This is a genomic window from Streptomyces sp. QH1-20, assembly GCF_041283565.1.
Lineage (GTDB): Bacteria > Actinomycetota > Actinomycetes > Streptomycetales > Streptomycetaceae > Streptomyces > Streptomyces syringius.
Genome location: NZ_CP166299.1, coordinates 176655 through 194734 on the forward strand (window position 1 = coordinate 176655; position 18080 = coordinate 194734).

Sequence of the window (18080 nt, forward strand, 5' to 3'; positions counted from 1 at the left end):
TGCCTCCAGGGGTGAGTACCTCACTCACGAAGCTAGGGCGGCGGGCCGTGCGGATCGATGGACTCCGTTCGGTGAACGTGGTGATTCCCGTCCGCCGTGCGGCGGAACTCCCCGGGGCTCACCCCGGCCTCGCGTCGGAAGAAGCGGCAGAAGTACGCGGGGTCGGAGAACCCCACCCGCCGGGCGACCTGGCCGACTCCGAGGTCGGAGCCGGCCAGCAGCCGCTTCGCCTCGAGCGTCCTGGCCGCGCGGACCAGCTCGCCGGGGGTCCGGCCCGTGGTCCGTTTGACGGCCTCGTTCAGATAGCCGACCGAGACCCCGAGCCGCGCGGCATACGCTCCGACCGACCACCCGGCGGCCCCGGCGGTCTCGGTGAGCAGCAGGCCGAACTGCCGGGAGACGCCCGCGGCTCGCCCCGTGGCCGCGTCGGGCCGCGGGGCGGCGCCGGGCAGGCGCAGCGCGTGGACCAGCAGGATGTGCAGATACGCCGCGAGCACGGAGGCGCAGCCGTCGGCCCGGTCGGTGAACTCCCGCTCCATCGCCCGGATCAACGCACCCAGACCCGCGGCGTCGCTGCCGCCCGTTCCGGGAGGCAGGTGCAGCCATGACCGCTCGCCGAGGGCGCGCAGGAGCTGCCGGTCGCCGGGGCGGGCCAGGAGAAAGTCGTCGGTGAACAGCATCAGCACACCCCGCAGGCCGCGGACCCGGTCCCAGTAGTGCACCTGTCCCGGCAGCAGAACGCACAGGTGCGGAGGGCGCAGCGGTCGGCGGACGAGGTCGATGACGTGGCCGCCCGAGCCCGCGGTCACGTAGACGATCTCGTAGAAGGAGTGCCGGTGCGGATAGCCCGCGCGGGAGTCGGGGCCGAAGGCGTCGAAGGAGCCGATGGTGAAGGGCGGGACCTGCGGTGGCGGGAGCGTCAGCCGGTGCAGGGGCACGGGGTCGGCGGGTGGCATTCCGTCGTGCGTTCGTGTGCTCACGGCCCGGCCTCAGCGGCCTTGCAGGGCCTTGACGTTATTGCCGAACGTCCACCCTTTCGAGCCGTCCCAGTTGAGTGACCAGGTCATCAGTCCCTTGAGTTGGTTGTTGTAGGTGTTCCAGGCCTGCGCCACGAGGTGCGGCGCCATGTGGCCGCCTCCGGCGCCGGGCTGGGCCGGCAGTCCGGGGACCTGTTTGTCGTAGGGGACCTTGATGGTGGTGCCCTGGACGACGAGGCCCTTGTTCAGGCAGTCCGTCTGCGCGGTGAACCCCTTGACCGTCCCGGCGGAGTAGGAGTCGCCGGCGCAGCCGTACATGTTGCCGTTGTAGTACTGCATGTTCAGCCACCACAGGCGGCCGTTGTCCGCGTACTTCTTCACCACCGGCAGATAGGCGCCCCAGATCGAGCCGTAGGTCACGCTGCCCCCGGTGACGTAGGCGGTTTCGGGCGCCATGGTGAGGCCGAAATTCGAGGGCATCCGGGCGAGCACGCCGTCGATGATGCGAACGAGGTTGGCCTGCGAGGCCGACAGTCTGTTGATGTCGCCACTGCCGGTGAGACCCGTCTCGATGTCGATGTCGATGCCGTCGAAGTTGAATGTCTTCAGGATCGGCACGACCGTCTCGACGAACCGGTCGGCGACAGTACTGGAGCTGAGGTCGATGCCGGCCGTCGCGCCGCCGATGGACATCAGGATCGTGGCACCGGCCGCCTTGGCCTGGCACATCTCGGCGGGGGTCGCGACCTTCACCGTCGCGTCCATCCCGTTCTCCCACAGGACGGTGCCGTCCGGGCGGATCACCGGGAACGCCGCATTGATCACGTTGTAGCCGTGTTCGCGGATGCGGGGGTCCGTCATCGGTGTCCATCCGAAGGGCGGGTGGACGCCGTTCGCGGCGCCGTCCCAGTTCTCCCAGTACCCCTGGAGCACCTTGCCCGTGGGCTTCGACTTGACCGCGCAGGTCTCCTCGGCCGACGCGCTCGCCGTCGGGGCGAGCGGCACCTGGGCGACGAGGGCCAGGGCCAGGGCGAGGCCCGGCAGCGGTGAGATCCGACCGACCATTGCTTCTCTCCCTTCCACCCGGAGAGGCAGCCGATGGCGGGACGAGCGGTGCGCGCCCGGATGTCTTCGAACGTAGGGCGGCCCTGACATGGCGTCAATAGGTCTGTACCAACTCGGGGAAGCGGTCGCCGTCGCCGGCTCCGGCGCCCCGTGAGGTCAGGACAGTTCCACCGGTGGCACATCGGGCGGATCGAAGCCGAGGGTCCTGCCGTAGAAGGCCAGTTCCGTCTCCAGAGCCCGGGCGATCGTTTCGGCCTTGCGGAAACCGTGGGACTCGTCGGCGAAGGCCAGGTGTAGATGGCCGATGCCCTGCTCCCCCAGCTCCCTGACCAGCGCCTCCGCCTGGGCGGGCGGCACGACGGGGTCGTCCGTGCCGTGCAGCAGCAGCACCGGGCAGGTGCCGGCGGTGACATGGCCCAGCGGCGATCGCTGTCGGTAGCGGTCGGCACAGGCGGGCAGCGGGCCGATGAGGCCGTCGAGATAGCGGGACTCGAAGTCGTGCAGCTGGGCGACGAGAAGCCTGGGATCCGCGACGCCGAAATAGGAGGTGGCGGCCCGGAACACCGGCCCGTGGGCCGCGATGCCCGTGGTGACGGCGGCGAGTGCCGTCCAGCCACCGGCCGACGGGCCGCGTACGGCAAGGCGCCTGCCGTCGGCCTCACCGCGTGCCGCGAGTTGACGGGCCGCCATGACGACATCCGCGACGTCCACCACGCCCCACTGCCCCTTGAGCCGTTCGCGGTAGGCACGGCCGTAGCCGCTCGAACCGCTGTGGTCCACGGCGATGACACCGATGCCACGGCTGGTGAAGTAGGCCTTGGCGAGATCCACCACCCCGGACTCGCTGCCGGTCGGCCCGCCGTGGACCCACACCACATACGGCGGCAGCTCGCCCTCGGGCGCCCGGGCCGTGGGGTGGGACGGCGGGTAGACGGACGCGTGCACCACCTGACCGGACGCGTCGCGGAACTCGGCCGGGCGAGGGGCGGGCAGATACGCCGGGTCGGGGAGAACGTCGAGTTCGCGGCGGAGTTCCTCGGCCACGCCGGTGGTGGTGTCGACCCGTACGACGCAGGGCGGTGTCGTAGGGCCGCCCGCCAGCCCGACGACGAAGGCACGGTCGGTGGACAGCGCCGGGGAGAACACGGGGTATCCGCAGTCGAGGTCGGTCAGGGTGCCGGTCTTCGCATCCAGCAGGGCCAGCCGCTGATCACCCCGTCCGTGGACGACGGCGAGGCGCCCGTCGGCGAGGGGAGCGAAGGGGCGGCCGCCCAGGTCCCACAGCGGGTGACCGTACTCCTCCTCCGCCGGGTACAGGGCGCGGGGCCGCGCGTACTCCGCCAGATCCACCTCGTAGAGGTTCCACCAGCCCGAGCGGTCGGAAACCGCGTAGAGGGTGTGTGTGTCGCGCCAGCACGGTGCGAGCACCGACTCCCGGACGGGTCCGGCCCCCATGACCGGTCGGCCGGTGGTCGGTCCCGCCCGGTCGGCCGGGCCGATCCGCAGCTCGGTGGCGTCCCACGGCATGTCGGGGTGGTTCCAGGAGATCCACGCCAGGTGCCGGCCGTCCGGCGAGGGGGTGGGGTAGGCGAAGAAGTCCGCTCCTACCGCCAGTTCGCGGAGGGCGCCCGGCGCCCCGGCGGCGGAGCCGTCGAGTGGAACCGCCACGATGGAGCGGGTGATCCCGCCCGGGTCGTCGTGCCGTTCGTGCACGCACCACACCTCCCGGCCGTCGGGAGAGAGCGCGAAGTCCGCGTAGCGCAGCGCGGCGGGCGCGGCCGGTTCGGGCGTGAGCGGTACCGGCGGCTGCCCGCGCGGTGCGGTGAGGTAGAGCCGCTGGTCGGTGAACTGGGCGAACACGATCTGCCGACTGCCGTCCCGTGGTGACCGCACCGGCAGGTAGGACAGCCCGCCGTACTCGTGGACGCGGCTGCGGGCGTCCCAGGGCGCCGGGATCAGCTCCCGGTTGCCGCCGCCGGGGGTGTACTCGACGACCGTCGTCCGACCGCCCTCCGTCGGCAGGGACTCCTGCCACCACACACGGCCGCTGGCCGCGAGAGGGAAGTCCAGGCGCAACCGCGCCCGGGCCACGATCCCGGCGGTGAGCGGAGAGGGCCAGGCGCCGTAGGGAAGGGGGGCGGGGGTCGGGAACTCGGCCACGGCTTCTCCTGTGGGGAGGCACATGGAATAATCCACGCTGTTGACAGCAGGTCATGTGCACCGCGCTCGCCGGGGATCACCCCGGTTCGCCAAGATCCTCTTTTGAGGGAGAGTCCCGTGCACCTGAGCCCCAAACAGGAACAGATCCTCTCTTTGATCGTGTCGGGCTGTTGCAACAAGGAAATAGCCCGGCAGCTGGATATGTCCACGCGCACGGTCGAATCGCATCTTCAGCGTCTCTACGACCGGCACAATGTGCACAACCGGGCTGCTCTGGTGGCCAAATGGCTCATGGAGGGCGGGATTCCGTGCAGCGTGCCGGACGCCCGCGAGGGCTGAGCCGACACGCTGCCATGAGCGGCGGAAGAGATGGTCGGTGCGTCCGCCGCGATGCCGTCAGCAGAGGACCATCACGGTGGCCCGGACGAACTTGTCGTGCTTGAAGCCCTCGACGAGCGGGGTGAACGCCTCGGCCGTGGACTTGGGCGCGGGTGCCGGGGCGCCGACGTGGATCTCACGCGTGCTCTCGAGGGTGGCCTTGACCTGCTCACCGGGACAGTGCACACCGCGGTTGGCGACGAGCACTTCGGTGATCTGGCTGACCATGCCGTGCATGTCGTCCTCGGCCCAGCTCGAGACGGTGCCCTCGGTGTCCTCCAGGTTGAAGCGCTCGAAGATACGGGCCTCGGCGTGGCTGTCGCCCTGGACAAGGAGCATGTACACCCGCCGGCCCACGAGCTCGTCGGGCAGGCCGGCCAGATTCTCGATCACCGTTTCCGGCGAGCCCATGAAGACGTGCGACTGGCAGTCCCATGCCGCCGTCTTGCATGCCTGGGCCGTCGCGGCGGTGATGTGCTGTGCGGCGCGGGTTGATTGGGTGGTCATTGCGGCGGTACCTCCGTGGTCCGGATTTCCGGATGTGTTTCCGGGTGGACGTTGCGGGTCGATGTTCCGAATGGAGTTTTCCGGATGGGCCGCTTGAGGTTCGCCACGCTAGTCCCCTACCGGTAGGCAGGCGATGCCCGGCATTTCCCTGTCGGTGACCTACCGGTCCGTGAACACACCGAGCCGCTCCCGCCGCGTACACCACTTTGCGTACGCCCCTTCGTGTACATCCCTCGGGGCGAATTCCGTCGGGGGTTCTCCGCCTCACTTCCCGGATCACCGCTCGCCGGGTAGCGTCCGACCGTCGGCAGGACACCCGCTCGGTGGAGGTGGCCCGGGATGGCAGTCATGGCACGGTACCGAACGGCGCTCGCCCACCCGGGTATCGCACGTGTGGTGGCGGCCGCCTTCGTCTGCCGCATGCTGTCCGGCATGGTCAGTCTGGCGCTGCTGCTCGTCGCCAAGGACGCCAGCGGCAGCTACGCCAACGCCGGCTCCGTTTCCGGTGCCTACGCCGTCGCCCTCGCCTTCACCTCACCGGTGTGGGGCCGGGTCGCGGACCGGCACGGCGCCCGGACCGCCCTGGCCTGGTCGGCCTCTTTGCAGTCCCTCTCCTTCGGCCTGTTCGTGGCGCTCGTCGCCGCGTCGGCGTGGCCGGCCCTGCTGGTGCCGGCGGCGTTTCTCGCCGGTGCCGCCACTCCCCCGGCGGCCGCGATCTCCAACGCGGTGTACATGGCGGTGGTTGCCGGGGAGGAGGACCGCAAGACCCTCTTCGCCCTGTGCGGGCTCCTGACCGAGAGTGTCTTCGTCTGCGGCCCGCTGCTGGTGGCCGCCACCGTCATGGTGCTGCCCGCGCTGTACGCCGTCGTGGTCACGGCCGCCGTGTCCGCCATCGGGGTGCTGTGGCTGCGGGCGGCACCGGCGGTACGGCTCGTGGACCGGGAACGACCACCGCTGACGGGGCCGGGAATGCGCATCGACTGGAACCGGCGGCAGGTGCACATCCAACTCGTCGTGGCCGCCGCCGCGTTCGCGATCGGCGGGGTACAGGTGTCGGTGACGGCACACGCGGGCGAGCTCGGCACCCACGCCGGGCTGTTCCTCGCCGCGCTCGCCTGCGGCGGCGTACTGGGCAGCTTCCTGTACGGCGGCCTGCGGCTGCCCGGCAGCGGCCCGGCGCAGCTCACGGCCGCCCTCGCCCTGTACGGCGGGTGCATCCTGGCCCTGGGGCCGGGGCCGGGCACCCTGCTCACCCTCGCCCTGCTGGTGGCCATCGGTTTCGTCAACGGGCCGGCCGACGCCATCGAGACGGTCCTGGTCGGCGAGTACGCCTCGGCCGCCACCCGGGCGCAGGCCTTCGCGGTGCTGGTCGCGTCCAACTGGGTGGGCTTCGCGGCCGGAAGCTTCGTCACGGGTGTGGTCGTCCAGCACGTCTCCCCCGGGTTCGGCGCACTGACCGCCGCCGCGGCGGCGCTGCTCGCCGCGGCTTCCATGGCCGTGACCGTCGTGAGGAAACCTCCGCGGCTCCGCCCGTCGGCCGCGGAAAAGTCGGTGGAATCCCCCACCGGCCGCAGTTGACCCGGCTCACCTGACCGTCCCACCCGACCGGCCGAGCAAGGCGGATGACCATGACCGTCGCACCCTCTTCTGCTTCGACCACCGGGGCCCCGGCCCCTCCGGCCGCGGCCGAGTTCCACGCCTTCTCCGGCTCCGACAACGCCTTGGCGCGGCACCTGTTCGCGCTCCCGCGCGACGTCGTGGAACGCACCCTGTGGGCCCTCCTCCTGCAGAGCCACGACGGCGCGGGCGTCCTGGTACAGGAAAGGGCCGCGCCGGGCGACTCCGTGGCCCGGGTCCACTCGTGGACGGGAGAGGACCTGGGCTCCCTCCCCGCCCGTCTCCTGGACCTCCTGCCCACCGCCTCCCACCAGGAGCTCCGTGCGGCTCTCCTCGACCACGGGGATTACGTGGACCTGGGCACCGTCCTGTGCCCGCCGACCCCGCGCGGCGCCTTCGGACATCCGCTCAAGCTGCACACGGGAGCCGGCGTACGGGCCTACGTCGTGGCTCGGTGACCGAGCGGCGGTCACCGCGGTCCTCGGGAACTCCAGCGCCTCCGCAGAGGTTGAGCCGTTGTTACGTACACGGCGTGGAGGGGCAAGATGTTCGCGATATCGCTGGGAGACGACGGTGCCGAGCTGCGGCCTCTGGAGCCGTGGAACGCCGAGGAGTACCTGGCCCACATCAACCGGTCCCGCGAGTACATCGGGCGCCATATCGCGCTGGCGGACCGCGCCGTCGACCTCGCGTCCGCGACCGCGTTCCTCCAGTTGTACGCGGACAAGAAGGCCGCCGACAGCGGCCGTATCTACGGCATCTGGGCGGACGGCACGCTCGTCGGTGGTGTCCTCTTCCGCACCTTCGACGCCGGAGCCGGCACCTGCGAGGTCGGCTGCTGGCTGGAGGAGTCGGCCGTCGGCCGCGGGCTGGTCACGCGCGCGATCAGGGTGCTCATCGACTGGGCGGTCGACGCACGCGGGATCCACCGCGTGGAGTGGCTGGCGGCCTCCGCCAATACCGCGAGCATCAACGTCGCCCAGAGGCTGGGGATGGTGCGGGACGCGGTGCTGCGGGAGAGCAACCTGTTCCGCGGCGTACGCCACGACATGGAGATCTGGTCGGTGCTGGCGCCGGAATGGCGCAAGCTACGCGAAGCGGCTGGGTGACCGTGTCGTCATTGCGTGGCCCGGGCTGAGGGCGCCCTGGCTGATCTGAGCGGGGGGCATCCACGCTTGCTGATAGCGGACAGTGCCGCTGGGGTCCTCCCGCCGACAGGTGATCTGCACCTGTCGTCTGTGGACACGGCGGTGATCACTGCGCGGTAGCCGTTCAGGACATCCGGGCCGGCGCCGCGGTGGCGGGAGCGGTAGTCGTTTTGCCGCACCTGTACAAGGTGGCCGACTACCAGCGCCGGCGTCTCGCGGCGTGGCGCACCCCAGAGTCTGGGCGCAGGTATTGAGTGCATCGACGTCCTCACTGTGGTGACGAGGACGACAAGGCTGGACAGGGCGTCATGTGGGTCCGGCCGTGCGGGCCCGGCCCCATGCAGCGAGGAGAGCGCGGTGCATGCCTCGTCGGCCGTGTCGGCGGCGGCCACCCGGGAGCCGGTGCCCCCCTGGGCACACTGGCCTCAAACGGTCATGGCCGGTGGCTGCCGGCGACGGCGGCATAGATGACCTTCCCAACCGACCGCGTGTCCTCCAGGGCGACCTCCACCTCATGCCGCTTGTCTGGGCGAAGCTGCGTTAGTTCCCAGGACCAGATCTCCTGGTATCGCAGGTCTCTTTCAGCTTCAGCAAGCGTGAGGCCCAGGTAGGTTGCTTCTTGCGCCACCCGGTCTGGGGTAGGCGCCCCAGGCGCTGAGGTCTGCCATGCAGCCAGGAGACGTTCGGCGTGCGGGAAGACCGGAGCGAGTGCTTGGGTGTAGGCCTCTGCCAGACGGAATATCCGGCTTCCCTCCAGCTCGCCCCGCCACCGCGGCAGGAGCACCTTGGAGATCTCGCGAGCCAGCAGCACACGGACATCCAGGCCCTGTGTCAGCCACAGATCCCACGTGTCACGGCCGGGCCGCATATCCGCCGGACAGGGGGCGCACTCCAGCCGGTCATGGCACTCCAAGAGCGCGCGGCCCAGAGCGCGTTCGCTCTCACTCGGCACCCACTCGCCACTCGCCAGGTCGTGCTCAACAGACTTCATCTCCTCTGCAGTAACCATGCCGGTACCGTACGACAGGGCCGAAGTATTCGCCTTGCGTCTCCCCAGCCGGCCTCAGGAAAAGAGGCGGCGAGGGGCGGTTTCGGAGGCGACCTCTCCCCCAGGCGTGGAGTCGAGTACACACCGGCGAGAAGCTCTGATCACCCAACCCCAAGGGTCGCAGTAACCGCCGCCCCGTCCTCCAGGGCTCTCTGGGCGGCCGCCGGCTGAGCCGAATCCGGCTTGGCTCGGCACACCTGCTTCCCGCGTCAAGCTGCCGACTGTCTCGTTCGCCCTGCCTACAGCCCTACGCGACAGAGAGAAGCCACGGGTAGCGCGTGTGGAGCTTGCCAGGGCCGTACGTGATCTCCAGGTGTGCGGGCTTGGCCTGCGCTGTGAGTACGTATTCCAGGCGCGTCGACGTACCTTCCGCCACCTCGTTCCGGCTGCCCGCCTGGAGTTCCGCTGGGTAACCGGCAAGCCACTTGACACCCGGGTTCGCCCCCTTGTAACTCCCGATGCCGCGACTGTTCAGCTCCACCGGAGCGCCGCTTCGATTCGTCACTCTGACGACTACGCGGTAGGTGTGAGCGGCCGGCGGGGCATCGCCTGTCATCTCCGGCGTCGGCGTGATGGGCTGGACGGGACCGATGGAGACCTGGACGCCGTCGCCGTAGGTGATGGTGCCCTCTCGCCTCGGTCGCCTTCCGTCAGCGGCGCCAGTGCGTTTGCGCGCGGTGACCGTGTCATCACGGTCGTAGCGGATGCAGCCGCCGTCGGTCGACAGAGTCGGTTTTCCTGAGTACCAGTCGAGGCTGATCCTGATGGCGATGCCATGGTCGTCGGTGGTTCGTATGCCCGGCCAGTCAGGGAGGGTGCTTTCGCGGTTCGGCGGCTCGGGTGGCGGTACGTCGTATGTCTTCCAGCCACGGTGCTCCCAGGTGGTACGGAGCCTGCCCAGGTCTGCCAGATAGTCGGCCTTGCTGGAGTACCGCAGGCCCCACTCGTAGCGGGGCTGCTCCCGGGTCACACCGCCCCGGTCAAACCCCAGGTCGTCGACACATGAGGTGCTGTCTTCTCCTCTTTCCAGGTTCGCGTCAGCGGCGCCCGGCCGCAGTTCGCCGATAGCCCGCCTTCCGGCTTCGCGGGTCTTGGTGTCTTGCTTGCGGTAGTCCGCTACAGACCGTACGGGGCCGCCTTGGAGGTCCTCGAGGAAGTCGGACACAGCCGAGCACGTCCCCCAGATCACTCCGACTGCAGCCAAGCCGATGAGCCAGCGCCGCACGACCACCTTGCGGCTCACCGTGGCGGTCGGGATGGACGCAGGGTCGGCGATCGATTCCTGGGGCGGGTGTGTCTCCATAAGGCGATCCCACCTTATGGGACAGGCTGGTCGACAGGGGCGGCGTGCTCAATCAGAGCTAAGTAGGTTTACCCAAGGGGCCCGAGTGGCCTGCCTTCCGAGCGTGGCGATACTCGCTATGCGATGGCTCTTCCCTTGCCCTCGCATCGTCTACCTGTTCCTTACCTGCCAGAGAGAGTGGCAAAGCAGGATCTGAGGCTGAGGTCTTGGCCGCCTGGTTGGTGCGGAAGCGTGGTACGCGTCGTGGACTACGTGGCGGGCTGGCGTGAGGCCACGGGTGCGGTGGTGGAACAGGCCGTCTCTTTCGGGACTTGGTTCGGAGGAGTCCGCATGCGGCCTGCCCGCACATTTATTGGCGAGGTGGATGAAGCCGAAGCGAGCGGTCAGGTCTGGAGGGACGAGGTTCGCGTGCGTCCGACGGCTGAGCTGGATCGGGACGCGTTGGCACGGCTTGTCGAGGTGGACGCAGACCCTTTCGAAGTCGAGTTGTACGAGCGCGCGGCGGATCCCCAAGTGCTTTTGATCGATCGAGCTCAGAGGTCGCGGGCCGGGCAGTACGCCAGGCATGTGCAGCGGCTTCGAGAGCGTCAGCAGCGCCAAGGCAGTTGAGCAGTATCCTTCGGATCATCTGATCGTTTGTCGGGTGTGTCGTTGACTCACGCGCAGTGGGCGCGCATCGAGCCGTTATTGCCGGAGGGGACGCCGAAGCGGGGTGGTCGGTGGCGTGATCACCGGCAGGTGATCGACGCGATCGCGTTCAAGTACCGGACGGGCACGCCGTGGATGGATCTACCCGAGCAGTTCGGGTCCTGGAAGGGCGCCCACAATCGGCTGCGGAAGTGGGCTGCCGACGGGACCTGGGAAAAGGTCTTCACCGCTCTGCTCGCTCAGGCCGACGCCGAAGGCGACCTTGAATGGGTCGTCGCGGTCGATTCCACCGTCGTCAGGGCCCACCAGCACGCCGCCGGAGCCCGTCAAAAGGGGCCCCGGCTGGCGAGCCGCACGATCATGCCCTCGGGCGCTCCCGTGGCGGACTGACCACAAAGATCCACCTCGCCGCCGACAGTCGCTGCCGGCCCCTGGCCTTCGTGATCACACCTGGACAAGCCGGTGACGCACCCGTGTTTTCAGCGAGGTGATCCAAAGGAAACGGCCTAGCCCAGAGCCGCCCCAGCCGCTTGGCTGTCCAGCGCAATGGTCGAGGATGGAGTCATGACAGGGGAAGTGAGCGAGATCGATCTGAGTAAGCAAGATCTTCGTGAGGTCACCGCGTTCGCTGCAGCATGCGCGGAAGTGGTACTCGAGGTATTCGAGAGCGATCAACCGGACGACTTGCGGCCTCGAGACGCTATCGGCGCGGCGTGGGAGTTCGCTCGAGGTGGTGAGCGAGGGAAGACTCTGCGCGACAGAGCGTGGGCGGCACTCAAGGCAGCCAAGAGCGCGGACACTGCGGCTGCGCGCGAGGCGGCTCGGGCAGCGATGTCTGCGGCAGGCGCCGCGTACCTGCATCCGCTGGCCAAGGCCACCCAGGTCAAGCACATTCTCGGAGCTGGCGCATACGCGGCCAGAGCGGTCGAACTTGTCGCCGACGATGATCGGAGCGTTGGTGCCAAACATCTTGAGCAGATGCTGCATCGTGCGACGCCGGTCGTCGTTGACGTGCTCAAACGCTTCCCGACGGCGCCGAGTGGCGGCGGGCGGGTTGGTGAGTTGATCCGCATGCTGGACGCTGACCTTCGTTCACTCACCCTCGCTGAGTGACTTTGAACGTTCAGACGGTGCGGCCCCACCTACGTCGGCGGTTGGCTTCGAGGTTTGTCAGGACAAGCAGGGCTCGCAGGAGCCGGGTGGCGCGGGCGGGATCGGTGCGGAGCTTGGCAAGGATCCGCCAGTTCTTGAGGTGGCCGAAACCGTGCTCGACCGGTGCCCGTCCGACGGCGAGGACTCGGTTGGCGTTCTTCTGACCGGCGGTGAGCTTGTGGGCGCGGCTGGCATGGAAGACCGTGACGATCACGGGGTCGCGGACGTCGTTGTCCAGGCCGCGGAAGCCGAGACCCGCGAGAGCGCCGAGGCCGATGGCGCGCAAGTGGGCCAGGATGAGGTTGTGGGTGCGGCCGGGCCGGGCTGCGGATATCCAGGTCAGGCGGCCTTTCCCGTCGGTCAGGGCAGGGAAGTGCAGGCCGTGGCTGCGGTGTTGCCGGCGTAGTTCCGCCGGTCGGCCTTCCCGGCCCGGCGCTGGGTGGGGGTGCCGTCGATCAGGACGACCTACCCGCCTTGCCTGGCGACCTTCTTCAGGGCGCGGTCCAGGCGCGGAGCCTGCGCGGCGAGCAGTCCGATCAGTTCGTCGCGCCAGCGGCGGACGGTGGACTCGGACACGTTGTTGCCGCCGGCCATGTCGGCCAGGCGCTGGTCGTGGCGCAGCACGGCCAGAACGATCACCGCGATGCGTCCGTGCGGCAGGGCTCGCCACCTGGAACGGATCGCCTTCAGATGGCGGCGCAACAGACCGGCGAGGTGGTTGACGGTCCACGTGGACAGCGGCAGACGGCACTGGTGGACAAGCAGGCAGGTGCCCTCGGCGCATTCTTTGGTTTTCGTCACACGAATCCAACGGCCGCCGAGGGCACCGTGGTTACGCCAGCGGCACACCACTCCGGGCGTAGTGTCCCCGGTCACAGGCAGATGGTGAACCAGCCGTCGGGCAGTTTGCGCAGCCAGCGGCGGTCAGTCAGCCTGACCATCCTCCCGCGCAGTGATTCCAGCTTAGACCTCACGGCGACGTCGCCCCGCCAGCACCTCGCCGACCTGCCGGGCCATGACCGGCCCGGCGGCCTGCCGCACAGCGGCGAAAACGCGCTGGTAGTCCGGCGGGGGCATGGACTCCCTCCACGTCCGGCGCACGGTGCGGGATCAGCATCACCGCCCGGCCGCCTACCTGCCCAGGCAGCCGTCCAAGGCCCGGACAAGGTGGCGCCTCCCGGGCCGATTAGGCTGCCAGCCATGACCAACGATGCCGGTTTCACCTGCTCGTGCTGCGGAGCACAGCACCCGGAGCTCCCGATGGCATACTCGACCACCGCGCCCTACGTGTGGGACGAGAGATTCTCCGATCGTTCGGACTGTCTACTCAGCTCGGATCAGTGCGTCATCCAGGCCCAGCACTACTTCGTCAAGGGCCTGATCGAAATACCGGTCGTTGGCAGCAGTGATGCCGTGTTCTCCTGGGGCGTCTGGGTTTCCCTGAGCCGTGAGAACTTCGCTCGTGCCGTGGGCAGATGGGACACCGCGGGCCGCGAAGCCGAGGAGCCGTACTTTGGCTGGCTGAGCACCGATCTCTCCCTCTACTCCCCCAGCACCATCGATCTGAAGACTCACGTCCACACCCGCCCAGTCGGCCAGCGCCCTCTCATCGAGCTGGAGCCTACGAACCACCCCCTCGCGGTTGAACAGCGAACCGGTATCACCCTGGACCGGATCCGTGAGATCGCCGAGACCGTGCTCCACGCCACCGCCGACAACGCCTGAGCTGAGCGGCAGGGCAGGGGCGTTCCTCCGGCGGTCGGTGTCGTGCACAAGGCCGCCGGGTTGCGGGGGCGCGGCAGTCGCGTAATCGCATGCAGTAAACAAGCTGGCCAGCCCCGAGTCGGCCCGGGTCAGGGTTTGGTGGTCCAGGCGTCTGGTCCGGCGGCCGCCTCGCAGCGTCCGGCAGAAGGCGGCTGATACGGTCGCTGACCGTGACCCAGGCGCTTCCCGACTTCCCCTACCACCCGGATCCGGTGGCCACCGGTGCCGTCGTCCGCTCCGGAACCGTATGCGTATGCTGCGGGCGAGCACGCGGCTACATCTACACCGGCCCGGTCTACGCGGTTGAGGACCTTGGGCGACGGCTCTGTCCTTGGTGCATCGCCGATGGAAGCGCCGCGGAACGCTTTGAAGCCCAGTTCACGGACGTGGTGGACGACGTCCCCCTGGAACTGCTGCTGATCATCACCGGTCGCACGCCCGGCTTCGCCGCCTGGCAGCAGGAACGCTGGCTGACTCACTGCGGCGACGGCGCAGCCTTCCTCGGCCCCGCCGGAGCCACGGAACTTGCCAACTATCCCGCGGCACTGGCAGTTCTCCGACAGGAGCTCGCCGATGCGTCTTGGCCGCCGGCACAGACCGAGCAGTACCTCAGTGCCCTGTCCAAGGACGGCCAACCGACCGCCTACCTGTTCCGGTGCCGGTCCTGCGGATCCCATCTCGCCTACTCGGACGCCACATAGGTACGCCAGCCCGGTCGGCGGATGACGTCGGCTGAATGGGCGGGTATCAGGGTTGCGGCCATGGTCGCTGTCCACCTGGCTCAGGATCCCGCCCGGTCCGCGCCGGAGCAGGCCACGGCGACGGCACAACCGCGGCGGCGGCACTGCGTAAGGTCGTATCCCGGGCGCTTGCCCCACTCGCTGGTGGAGGTACCGCGGTCGGCAGGTCGGAGAACGTCGGCCCGGGGATCCGCACGCCGCAGGGCACCGCCCGCGCAGGCCGTTACGGCCAGCTGACCTGCCCGGCCTCGACCTGAAGTACATCCGGAACCTGGGCCTCATGGAACCTGAGGAATCCGATCCCGACCGCGCCATCCCCGAGCAGGTGCGTTTCGTGAGCCCTTGTGGCCAGCCAGCACAGCAGCTCACCGACCTTCTCGAACTCGTCCGGGTGGATTTCCTGCCGGGACATCAGCGACCAGCCCTTTCGTGGCAGGTCCGCGCGACTGGCCAGTGCCGAGCAGAGCACACCACCCACCCGCGATGCCGCGCCCCGCCCGGCCAGCAGCGGATAGGGATCGTCCTCAATCACGGGGGCCCCTGAGTCGTCCTCCACCACGACCGGGAACTTGGTGACGATGGACAGGTGCTCCGGTTGGGACCCGATCCCCAGATGCCAGCTCAGCTCGGCGAGCTCGTTCTCGGAGATCTCGTCCCGCAGGTCGACGGCAATCATCAGCTCATAGAGGTCACTCACCCGGTAACCCTACGGCCGGCCACCGACAAGGCGAGTGGCGCCGACAAACGTGGAGTCCCCAGGCGAAGCGCGCGACACGATGGTCTGAGGGGTGCGGCAGTGGCAGGTCCCACCGCCGCCCTCGGACCGGATCGGCCGGCACCAGCGGCGCGATCGAGGCCCTGTATCGCATCATTGATCGCTAACCGGGATCGACGCATCCGATCAATTGGCCAACCCGGCAAGGGGACACAGCTAGGCACTGTCTCTTGAACGAGGCGGCTGACCCGTCCATGGGAGGCTCTGAGACACTCGGCCTGTGGATGAAGCGACAGCTCTCGAACTGATCCGTCTGGCCGATGGGCACCAGGTGGTCAGTGTCAAGCTTGCCGATCGTGTGCCGGCGTGGGACCCGGGCTACTACGCTGCCGACATCATCATCTCCAGCGACTTCGTGAACGCTCAGCTTCGGATCCTCGTGACGCTTGAGGACCTGGATCACTGGACCGGAGCCCTGGACCGCATCGAAGCAGACGAGCTTCGGGCTGCCAACGGGGACGTCCTCAGCGTCGACTGGCCCCCTGCAGGTAACGACGGTTATCTCCGCTTCATCGCGGACGATCCCTACGTGGTGGAAGTCCATGACCAGCACCAGACCCAGATCTCCGTAAGAGTCCCACTCGATATGGACGAGGGGTGGATCCCTGAGGCACGTCAACGGCTCCGGGACGTGCAGCGGCTTCTCAGTCCGGGCGACTGATCTCGTGGACCGGGTCAGCGCCGGGCCCAGATGAGGATGACGCCAAGATAGCGTGCGGCTCATGGGCGGTGGCAAGCCGGACGAGTGCGTGTGATCCTGCGAGGATGATCCCGTGAAACGGGACAAGAATTCCGCTCCCCGCGGCGCGCGGCCTCGTTCGGCAAAAGGTGCAACGGACACTGGGGCCACACAAGCAGCCCGTGCGGCGCGGGCGGCGCTCCGTGACGTCGTGGCCCCGCTGGAGGCAGCGATCACTGGAGCCGACCGCGCCGTCTGTATATCGCTGGTCGCGGCTGAGCCGCTTGTGGAAGGCTTCCCGCCGCGGTCCTCATTGACAGAAATGGCTCGATCGGTGACGGCCCCTTCCGAGGCGGTGACGGGCGTACGGCCGTTGAAGCCCCCGTCGCGCTGGACTGGCGAACTGGGGCAGACCATCGACAGGACCGCACGACGAGCCGCCTCCGACGGCCAGCCGGGACCGGGGAAAGACGGGGCGCTCGCCGTCGCCAGGGCCATCGAGCAGTATCTGGGAAGCGTACGCATGGCCGCGGATGTCGTCATCGAAGACGAGGGATGTCCAGCGACTTGGAACAAGAACTTCCTGCTGGTCACGCAGTCGCACATTGTCCTGCTCGCAATGACCGTAGACGACTGAATACGAAAGCCGGGCACGAGGAGGAGGCACGACGGGGGGCGCACTGTGCGGGATGGATGCGATTGCGCGCGGCGGATCAGGAAGCTGCCGACGGACGAAGAGGCCCCGGATGGCTGGCGGAATGGGGATCCGCCGAGGACGGCCGGACCATTGACGCGACGTCGCTCGATCTGAGAGGAGCCGATCTCACGCGGGTGGATTTCGCAGCCGGCCGAGCGAGGCAGACCTTCGCAGAGTCCAACTCTCCGGAGCGTGCCTGTACCGAGCCCACCTCAAGGCAGCCGACCTCACGGGAGCTGACCTCTCGGGTGCCTGCCTGAACAAGGCCATCCTCGACGAAGCGTCCTTGCTCGGGGCGAATCTGCAGGAGGTCAACCTGGGAAGTGCTGAGCTCCACGAGGTGAACGCGACCGGCACGAACCTACGCGGCGCCCGACTCAACGGCGCCTTCCTGGACACCGTGCGGCTACAGGGTGCGGACCTCTCCGGAGCAACCGTGAACGAAACGTTCTTCGAGGTGGCCATAGGCCGTGGGACGGTCGTCGAGGGTGTGACGGGAACGCTGTTCGGACCGGCCACCGTCGCCGACGACGCCGACGGTCCGCGCGAGTTTCACGGAGCCAACCTGGAGCGCTGGCTCAAGGAGCGTGGCGCGCGTGTGCAGGTGCTGCGCCCCTGTCTTGAATGATCCGCATGGGAGGGAGCACAGGAGTAAGCGACTTAGGGTTGCCTCTCGTGGCAAGTTTCGCGGGCTTCTTGTAGCAGGTCAGGGCGGCGGCCATGGCCAGGCCTCGGCTCCGCCCGTCGTGCGGACCACCTACGGGATCTTGAGACCACGAACAGCCCATGACAGGCTCATGCCGCATGATCGATGACGCTCGTCCGCAAGGTGGCCGGGCCGCTCCGTGTGACGAGCGGGCCGTGCCCACGGCAGTGGTGTACGCGCTGACCAGCGGCTGGGCCTGGCGGCATCTGCCGCCGACGTTCGACACATGGCCCGCCACCGCACATCGCCGCTTCACCGTATGGATCACAAGCCGTTCATCCACGGCATACCGCCGTCCAGTCCCGCCGGGACCACGCGGCGCCTACCCGTCAAACTCCCCGCGGACAAGGCTCACTTCTCCGCCCCACACCTGGCGTGTCGTCTGCTTGCGTCTGCCGGCTGCGGGTCTGACGGCAGTGCTGAGATCGCCGTTCCAGATCCACCTCCGCCGGAAGAACAGGCTCGGCTCTGCCGGGAACTGCACAAGAAGCTACCGGCAACCGTTAATGGAAATGCATGGCGGCCTGTTTCCCCTGAGTCAGAATTCACTGCTGCTTGGGGAAGCCCCCCAATCTCGCCGGTCAGGCGAACCATTCCCTTCGGATACGTTCAATAAGGGCTCGCCCCTAATACTCCAGCCGTAGATCGTGATCTTGCTGGTCGGGGCCCGGCCGGGGAGGGAGTCTCAGCATCGGGGGGTAACCCCCGGCACCGCC

At 68.5% G+C, this 18080-nt stretch carries 20 protein-coding genes and 2 pseudogenes; 13 read left to right on the forward strand and 9 right to left on the reverse strand.

What is annotated here, in order from left to right; all coding sequences use genetic code 11:
* Nucleotides 1-32: 32 nt before the first annotated feature.
* From AB8O64_RS00870 to AB8O64_RS00880, 3 genes are all read right to left on the reverse strand, one after another.
* On the reverse strand, nucleotides 33-956 hold the full coding sequence (locus AB8O64_RS00870) for an AraC family transcriptional regulator (protein WP_370423759.1): 924 nt from the start codon (nucleotides 954-956) through the stop codon (nucleotides 33-35).
* Between the two features lie 33 nt (nucleotides 957-989).
* Nucleotides 990-2042, reverse strand: coding sequence for a chitinase (locus tag AB8O64_RS00875; protein WP_370417226.1), 1053 nt, complete (start codon nucleotides 2040-2042; stop codon nucleotides 990-992).
* A 156-nt stretch (nucleotides 2043-2198) separates the two neighbouring features.
* Nucleotides 2199-4202, reverse strand: a complete 2004-nt coding sequence (locus AB8O64_RS00880) for a prolyl oligopeptidase family serine peptidase (RefSeq protein WP_370417228.1) — start codon at nucleotides 4200-4202, stop codon at nucleotides 2199-2201.
* A 117-nt stretch (nucleotides 4203-4319) separates the two neighbouring features.
* Between AB8O64_RS00880 and AB8O64_RS00885 the strand changes: the two genes are divergently transcribed.
* Nucleotides 4320-4541 carry a response regulator transcription factor gene (locus AB8O64_RS00885; protein ID WP_209513287.1) on the forward strand — a complete coding sequence of 74 codons (222 nt, stop codon included), beginning with the start codon at nucleotides 4320-4322 and terminating at the stop codon, nucleotides 4539-4541.
* A 57-nt stretch (nucleotides 4542-4598) separates the two neighbouring features.
* Here AB8O64_RS00885 and AB8O64_RS00890 read toward each other — a convergent pair whose 3' ends face one another.
* Nucleotides 4599-5087, reverse strand: coding sequence for a hypothetical protein (locus AB8O64_RS00890; protein WP_370417230.1), 489 nt, complete (start codon nucleotides 5085-5087; stop codon nucleotides 4599-4601).
* A gap of 348 nt (nucleotides 5088-5435) precedes the next feature.
* Here AB8O64_RS00890 and AB8O64_RS00895 point away from each other — a divergent pair, with 348 nt between their 5' ends.
* From AB8O64_RS00895 to AB8O64_RS00905, 3 genes are all read left to right on the forward strand, one after another.
* A complete protein-coding gene (locus AB8O64_RS00895; protein WP_370417232.1) occupies nucleotides 5436-6665 on the forward strand; it encodes an MFS transporter in 1230 nt (409 codons plus the stop codon).
* A gap of 50 nt (nucleotides 6666-6715) precedes the next feature.
* On the forward strand, nucleotides 6716-7162 hold the full coding sequence (locus AB8O64_RS00900; RefSeq protein WP_370417234.1) for a hypothetical protein: 447 nt from the start codon (nucleotides 6716-6718) through the stop codon (nucleotides 7160-7162).
* An 87-nt stretch (nucleotides 7163-7249) separates the two neighbouring features.
* Entirely contained in the window at nucleotides 7250-7813 is a 564-nt protein-coding gene (locus AB8O64_RS00905; protein WP_370417236.1) for a GNAT family N-acetyltransferase, read from the forward strand.
* Between the two features lie 472 nt (nucleotides 7814-8285).
* Here the strand turns inward: AB8O64_RS00905 and AB8O64_RS00910 are convergent, their stop codons facing one another.
* Nucleotides 8286-8861, reverse strand: coding sequence for a hypothetical protein (locus tag AB8O64_RS00910; protein ID WP_370417238.1), 576 nt, complete (start codon nucleotides 8859-8861; stop codon nucleotides 8286-8288).
* A 286-nt stretch (nucleotides 8862-9147) separates the two neighbouring features.
* Nucleotides 9148-10203: a hypothetical protein gene (locus tag AB8O64_RS00915; RefSeq protein ID WP_370417240.1), complete on the reverse strand. Its 1056-nt coding sequence runs from the start codon at nucleotides 10201-10203 to the stop codon at nucleotides 9148-9150.
* Between the two features lie 243 nt (nucleotides 10204-10446).
* On the opposite strand from AB8O64_RS00915, the gene AB8O64_RS00920 reads away from it, so the two are divergent.
* The 3 genes and pseudogenes from AB8O64_RS00920 to AB8O64_RS00930 all read left to right on the forward strand — a co-directional run bounded on the left by AB8O64_RS00920 (nucleotide 10447) and on the right by AB8O64_RS00930 (nucleotide 11964).
* Nucleotides 10447-10812, forward strand: a complete 366-nt coding sequence (locus tag AB8O64_RS00920; RefSeq protein ID WP_370417242.1) for a hypothetical protein — start codon at nucleotides 10447-10449, stop codon at nucleotides 10810-10812.
* Nucleotides 10813-10839: 27 nt separating this feature from the next.
* A pseudogene (locus tag AB8O64_RS00925) lies at nucleotides 10840-11324 on the forward strand (IS5 family transposase); the annotation flags it as partial.
* A gap of 91 nt (nucleotides 11325-11415) precedes the next feature.
* Nucleotides 11416-11964 (forward strand): putative immunity protein, encoded by a 549-nt coding sequence (locus AB8O64_RS00930; RefSeq protein WP_370417244.1) that lies wholly within the window; start codon nucleotides 11416-11418, stop codon nucleotides 11962-11964.
* Between the two features lie 10 nt (nucleotides 11965-11974).
* On the opposite strand, the gene AB8O64_RS00935 is transcribed toward AB8O64_RS00930, so the two are convergent.
* Together AB8O64_RS00935 and AB8O64_RS00940 are read right to left on the reverse strand one after the other, a co-directional pair.
* Nucleotides 11975-12556, reverse strand: a complete 582-nt coding sequence (locus AB8O64_RS00935) for a transposase family protein (protein WP_370423760.1) — start codon at nucleotides 12554-12556, stop codon at nucleotides 11975-11977.
* Nucleotides 12469-12804 carry a hypothetical protein gene (locus AB8O64_RS00940; protein WP_370424066.1) on the reverse strand — a complete coding sequence of 112 codons (336 nt, stop codon included), beginning with the start codon at nucleotides 12802-12804 and terminating at the stop codon, nucleotides 12469-12471. The genes AB8O64_RS00935 and AB8O64_RS00940 overlap by 88 nt, the downstream gene beginning before the upstream one ends.
* 399 nt (nucleotides 12805-13203) lie before the next feature.
* On the opposite strand from AB8O64_RS00940, the gene AB8O64_RS00945 reads away from it, so the two are divergent.
* Entirely contained in the window at nucleotides 13204-13728 is a 525-nt protein-coding gene (locus tag AB8O64_RS00945; protein WP_370417246.1) for a DUF2199 domain-containing protein, read from the forward strand.
* Between the two features lie 209 nt (nucleotides 13729-13937).
* Nucleotides 13938-14468, forward strand: a complete 531-nt coding sequence (locus AB8O64_RS00950; protein ID WP_370417248.1) for a CbrC family protein — start codon at nucleotides 13938-13940, stop codon at nucleotides 14466-14468.
* Nucleotides 14469-14730: 262 nt separating this feature from the next.
* On the opposite strand, the gene AB8O64_RS00955 is transcribed toward AB8O64_RS00950, so the two are convergent.
* On the reverse strand, nucleotides 14731-15204 hold the full coding sequence (locus AB8O64_RS00955; RefSeq protein ID WP_370417250.1) for a hypothetical protein: 474 nt from the start codon (nucleotides 15202-15204) through the stop codon (nucleotides 14731-14733).
* A 298-nt stretch (nucleotides 15205-15502) separates the two neighbouring features.
* Between AB8O64_RS00955 and AB8O64_RS00960 the strand changes: the two genes are divergently transcribed.
* From AB8O64_RS00960 to AB8O64_RS00975, 4 genes and pseudogenes are all read left to right on the forward strand, one after another.
* Nucleotides 15503-15943 carry a DUF5959 family protein gene (locus tag AB8O64_RS00960; protein ID WP_370417252.1) on the forward strand — a complete coding sequence of 147 codons (441 nt, stop codon included), beginning with the start codon at nucleotides 15503-15505 and terminating at the stop codon, nucleotides 15941-15943.
* 229 nt (nucleotides 15944-16172) lie between these two features.
* Nucleotides 16173-16598 (forward strand): hypothetical protein, encoded by a 426-nt coding sequence (locus tag AB8O64_RS00965; protein ID WP_370417254.1) that lies wholly within the window; start codon nucleotides 16173-16175, stop codon nucleotides 16596-16598.
* Nucleotides 16599-16830: 232 nt separating this feature from the next.
* Nucleotides 16831-17286, forward strand: a pseudogene (locus tag AB8O64_RS00970) (pentapeptide repeat-containing protein); the annotation flags it as partial.
* 176 nt (nucleotides 17287-17462) lie between these two features.
* Entirely contained in the window at nucleotides 17463-18008 is a 546-nt protein-coding gene (locus tag AB8O64_RS00975) for a transposase (protein WP_370417256.1), read from the forward strand.
* Nucleotides 18009-18080: the final 72 nt, after the last annotated feature.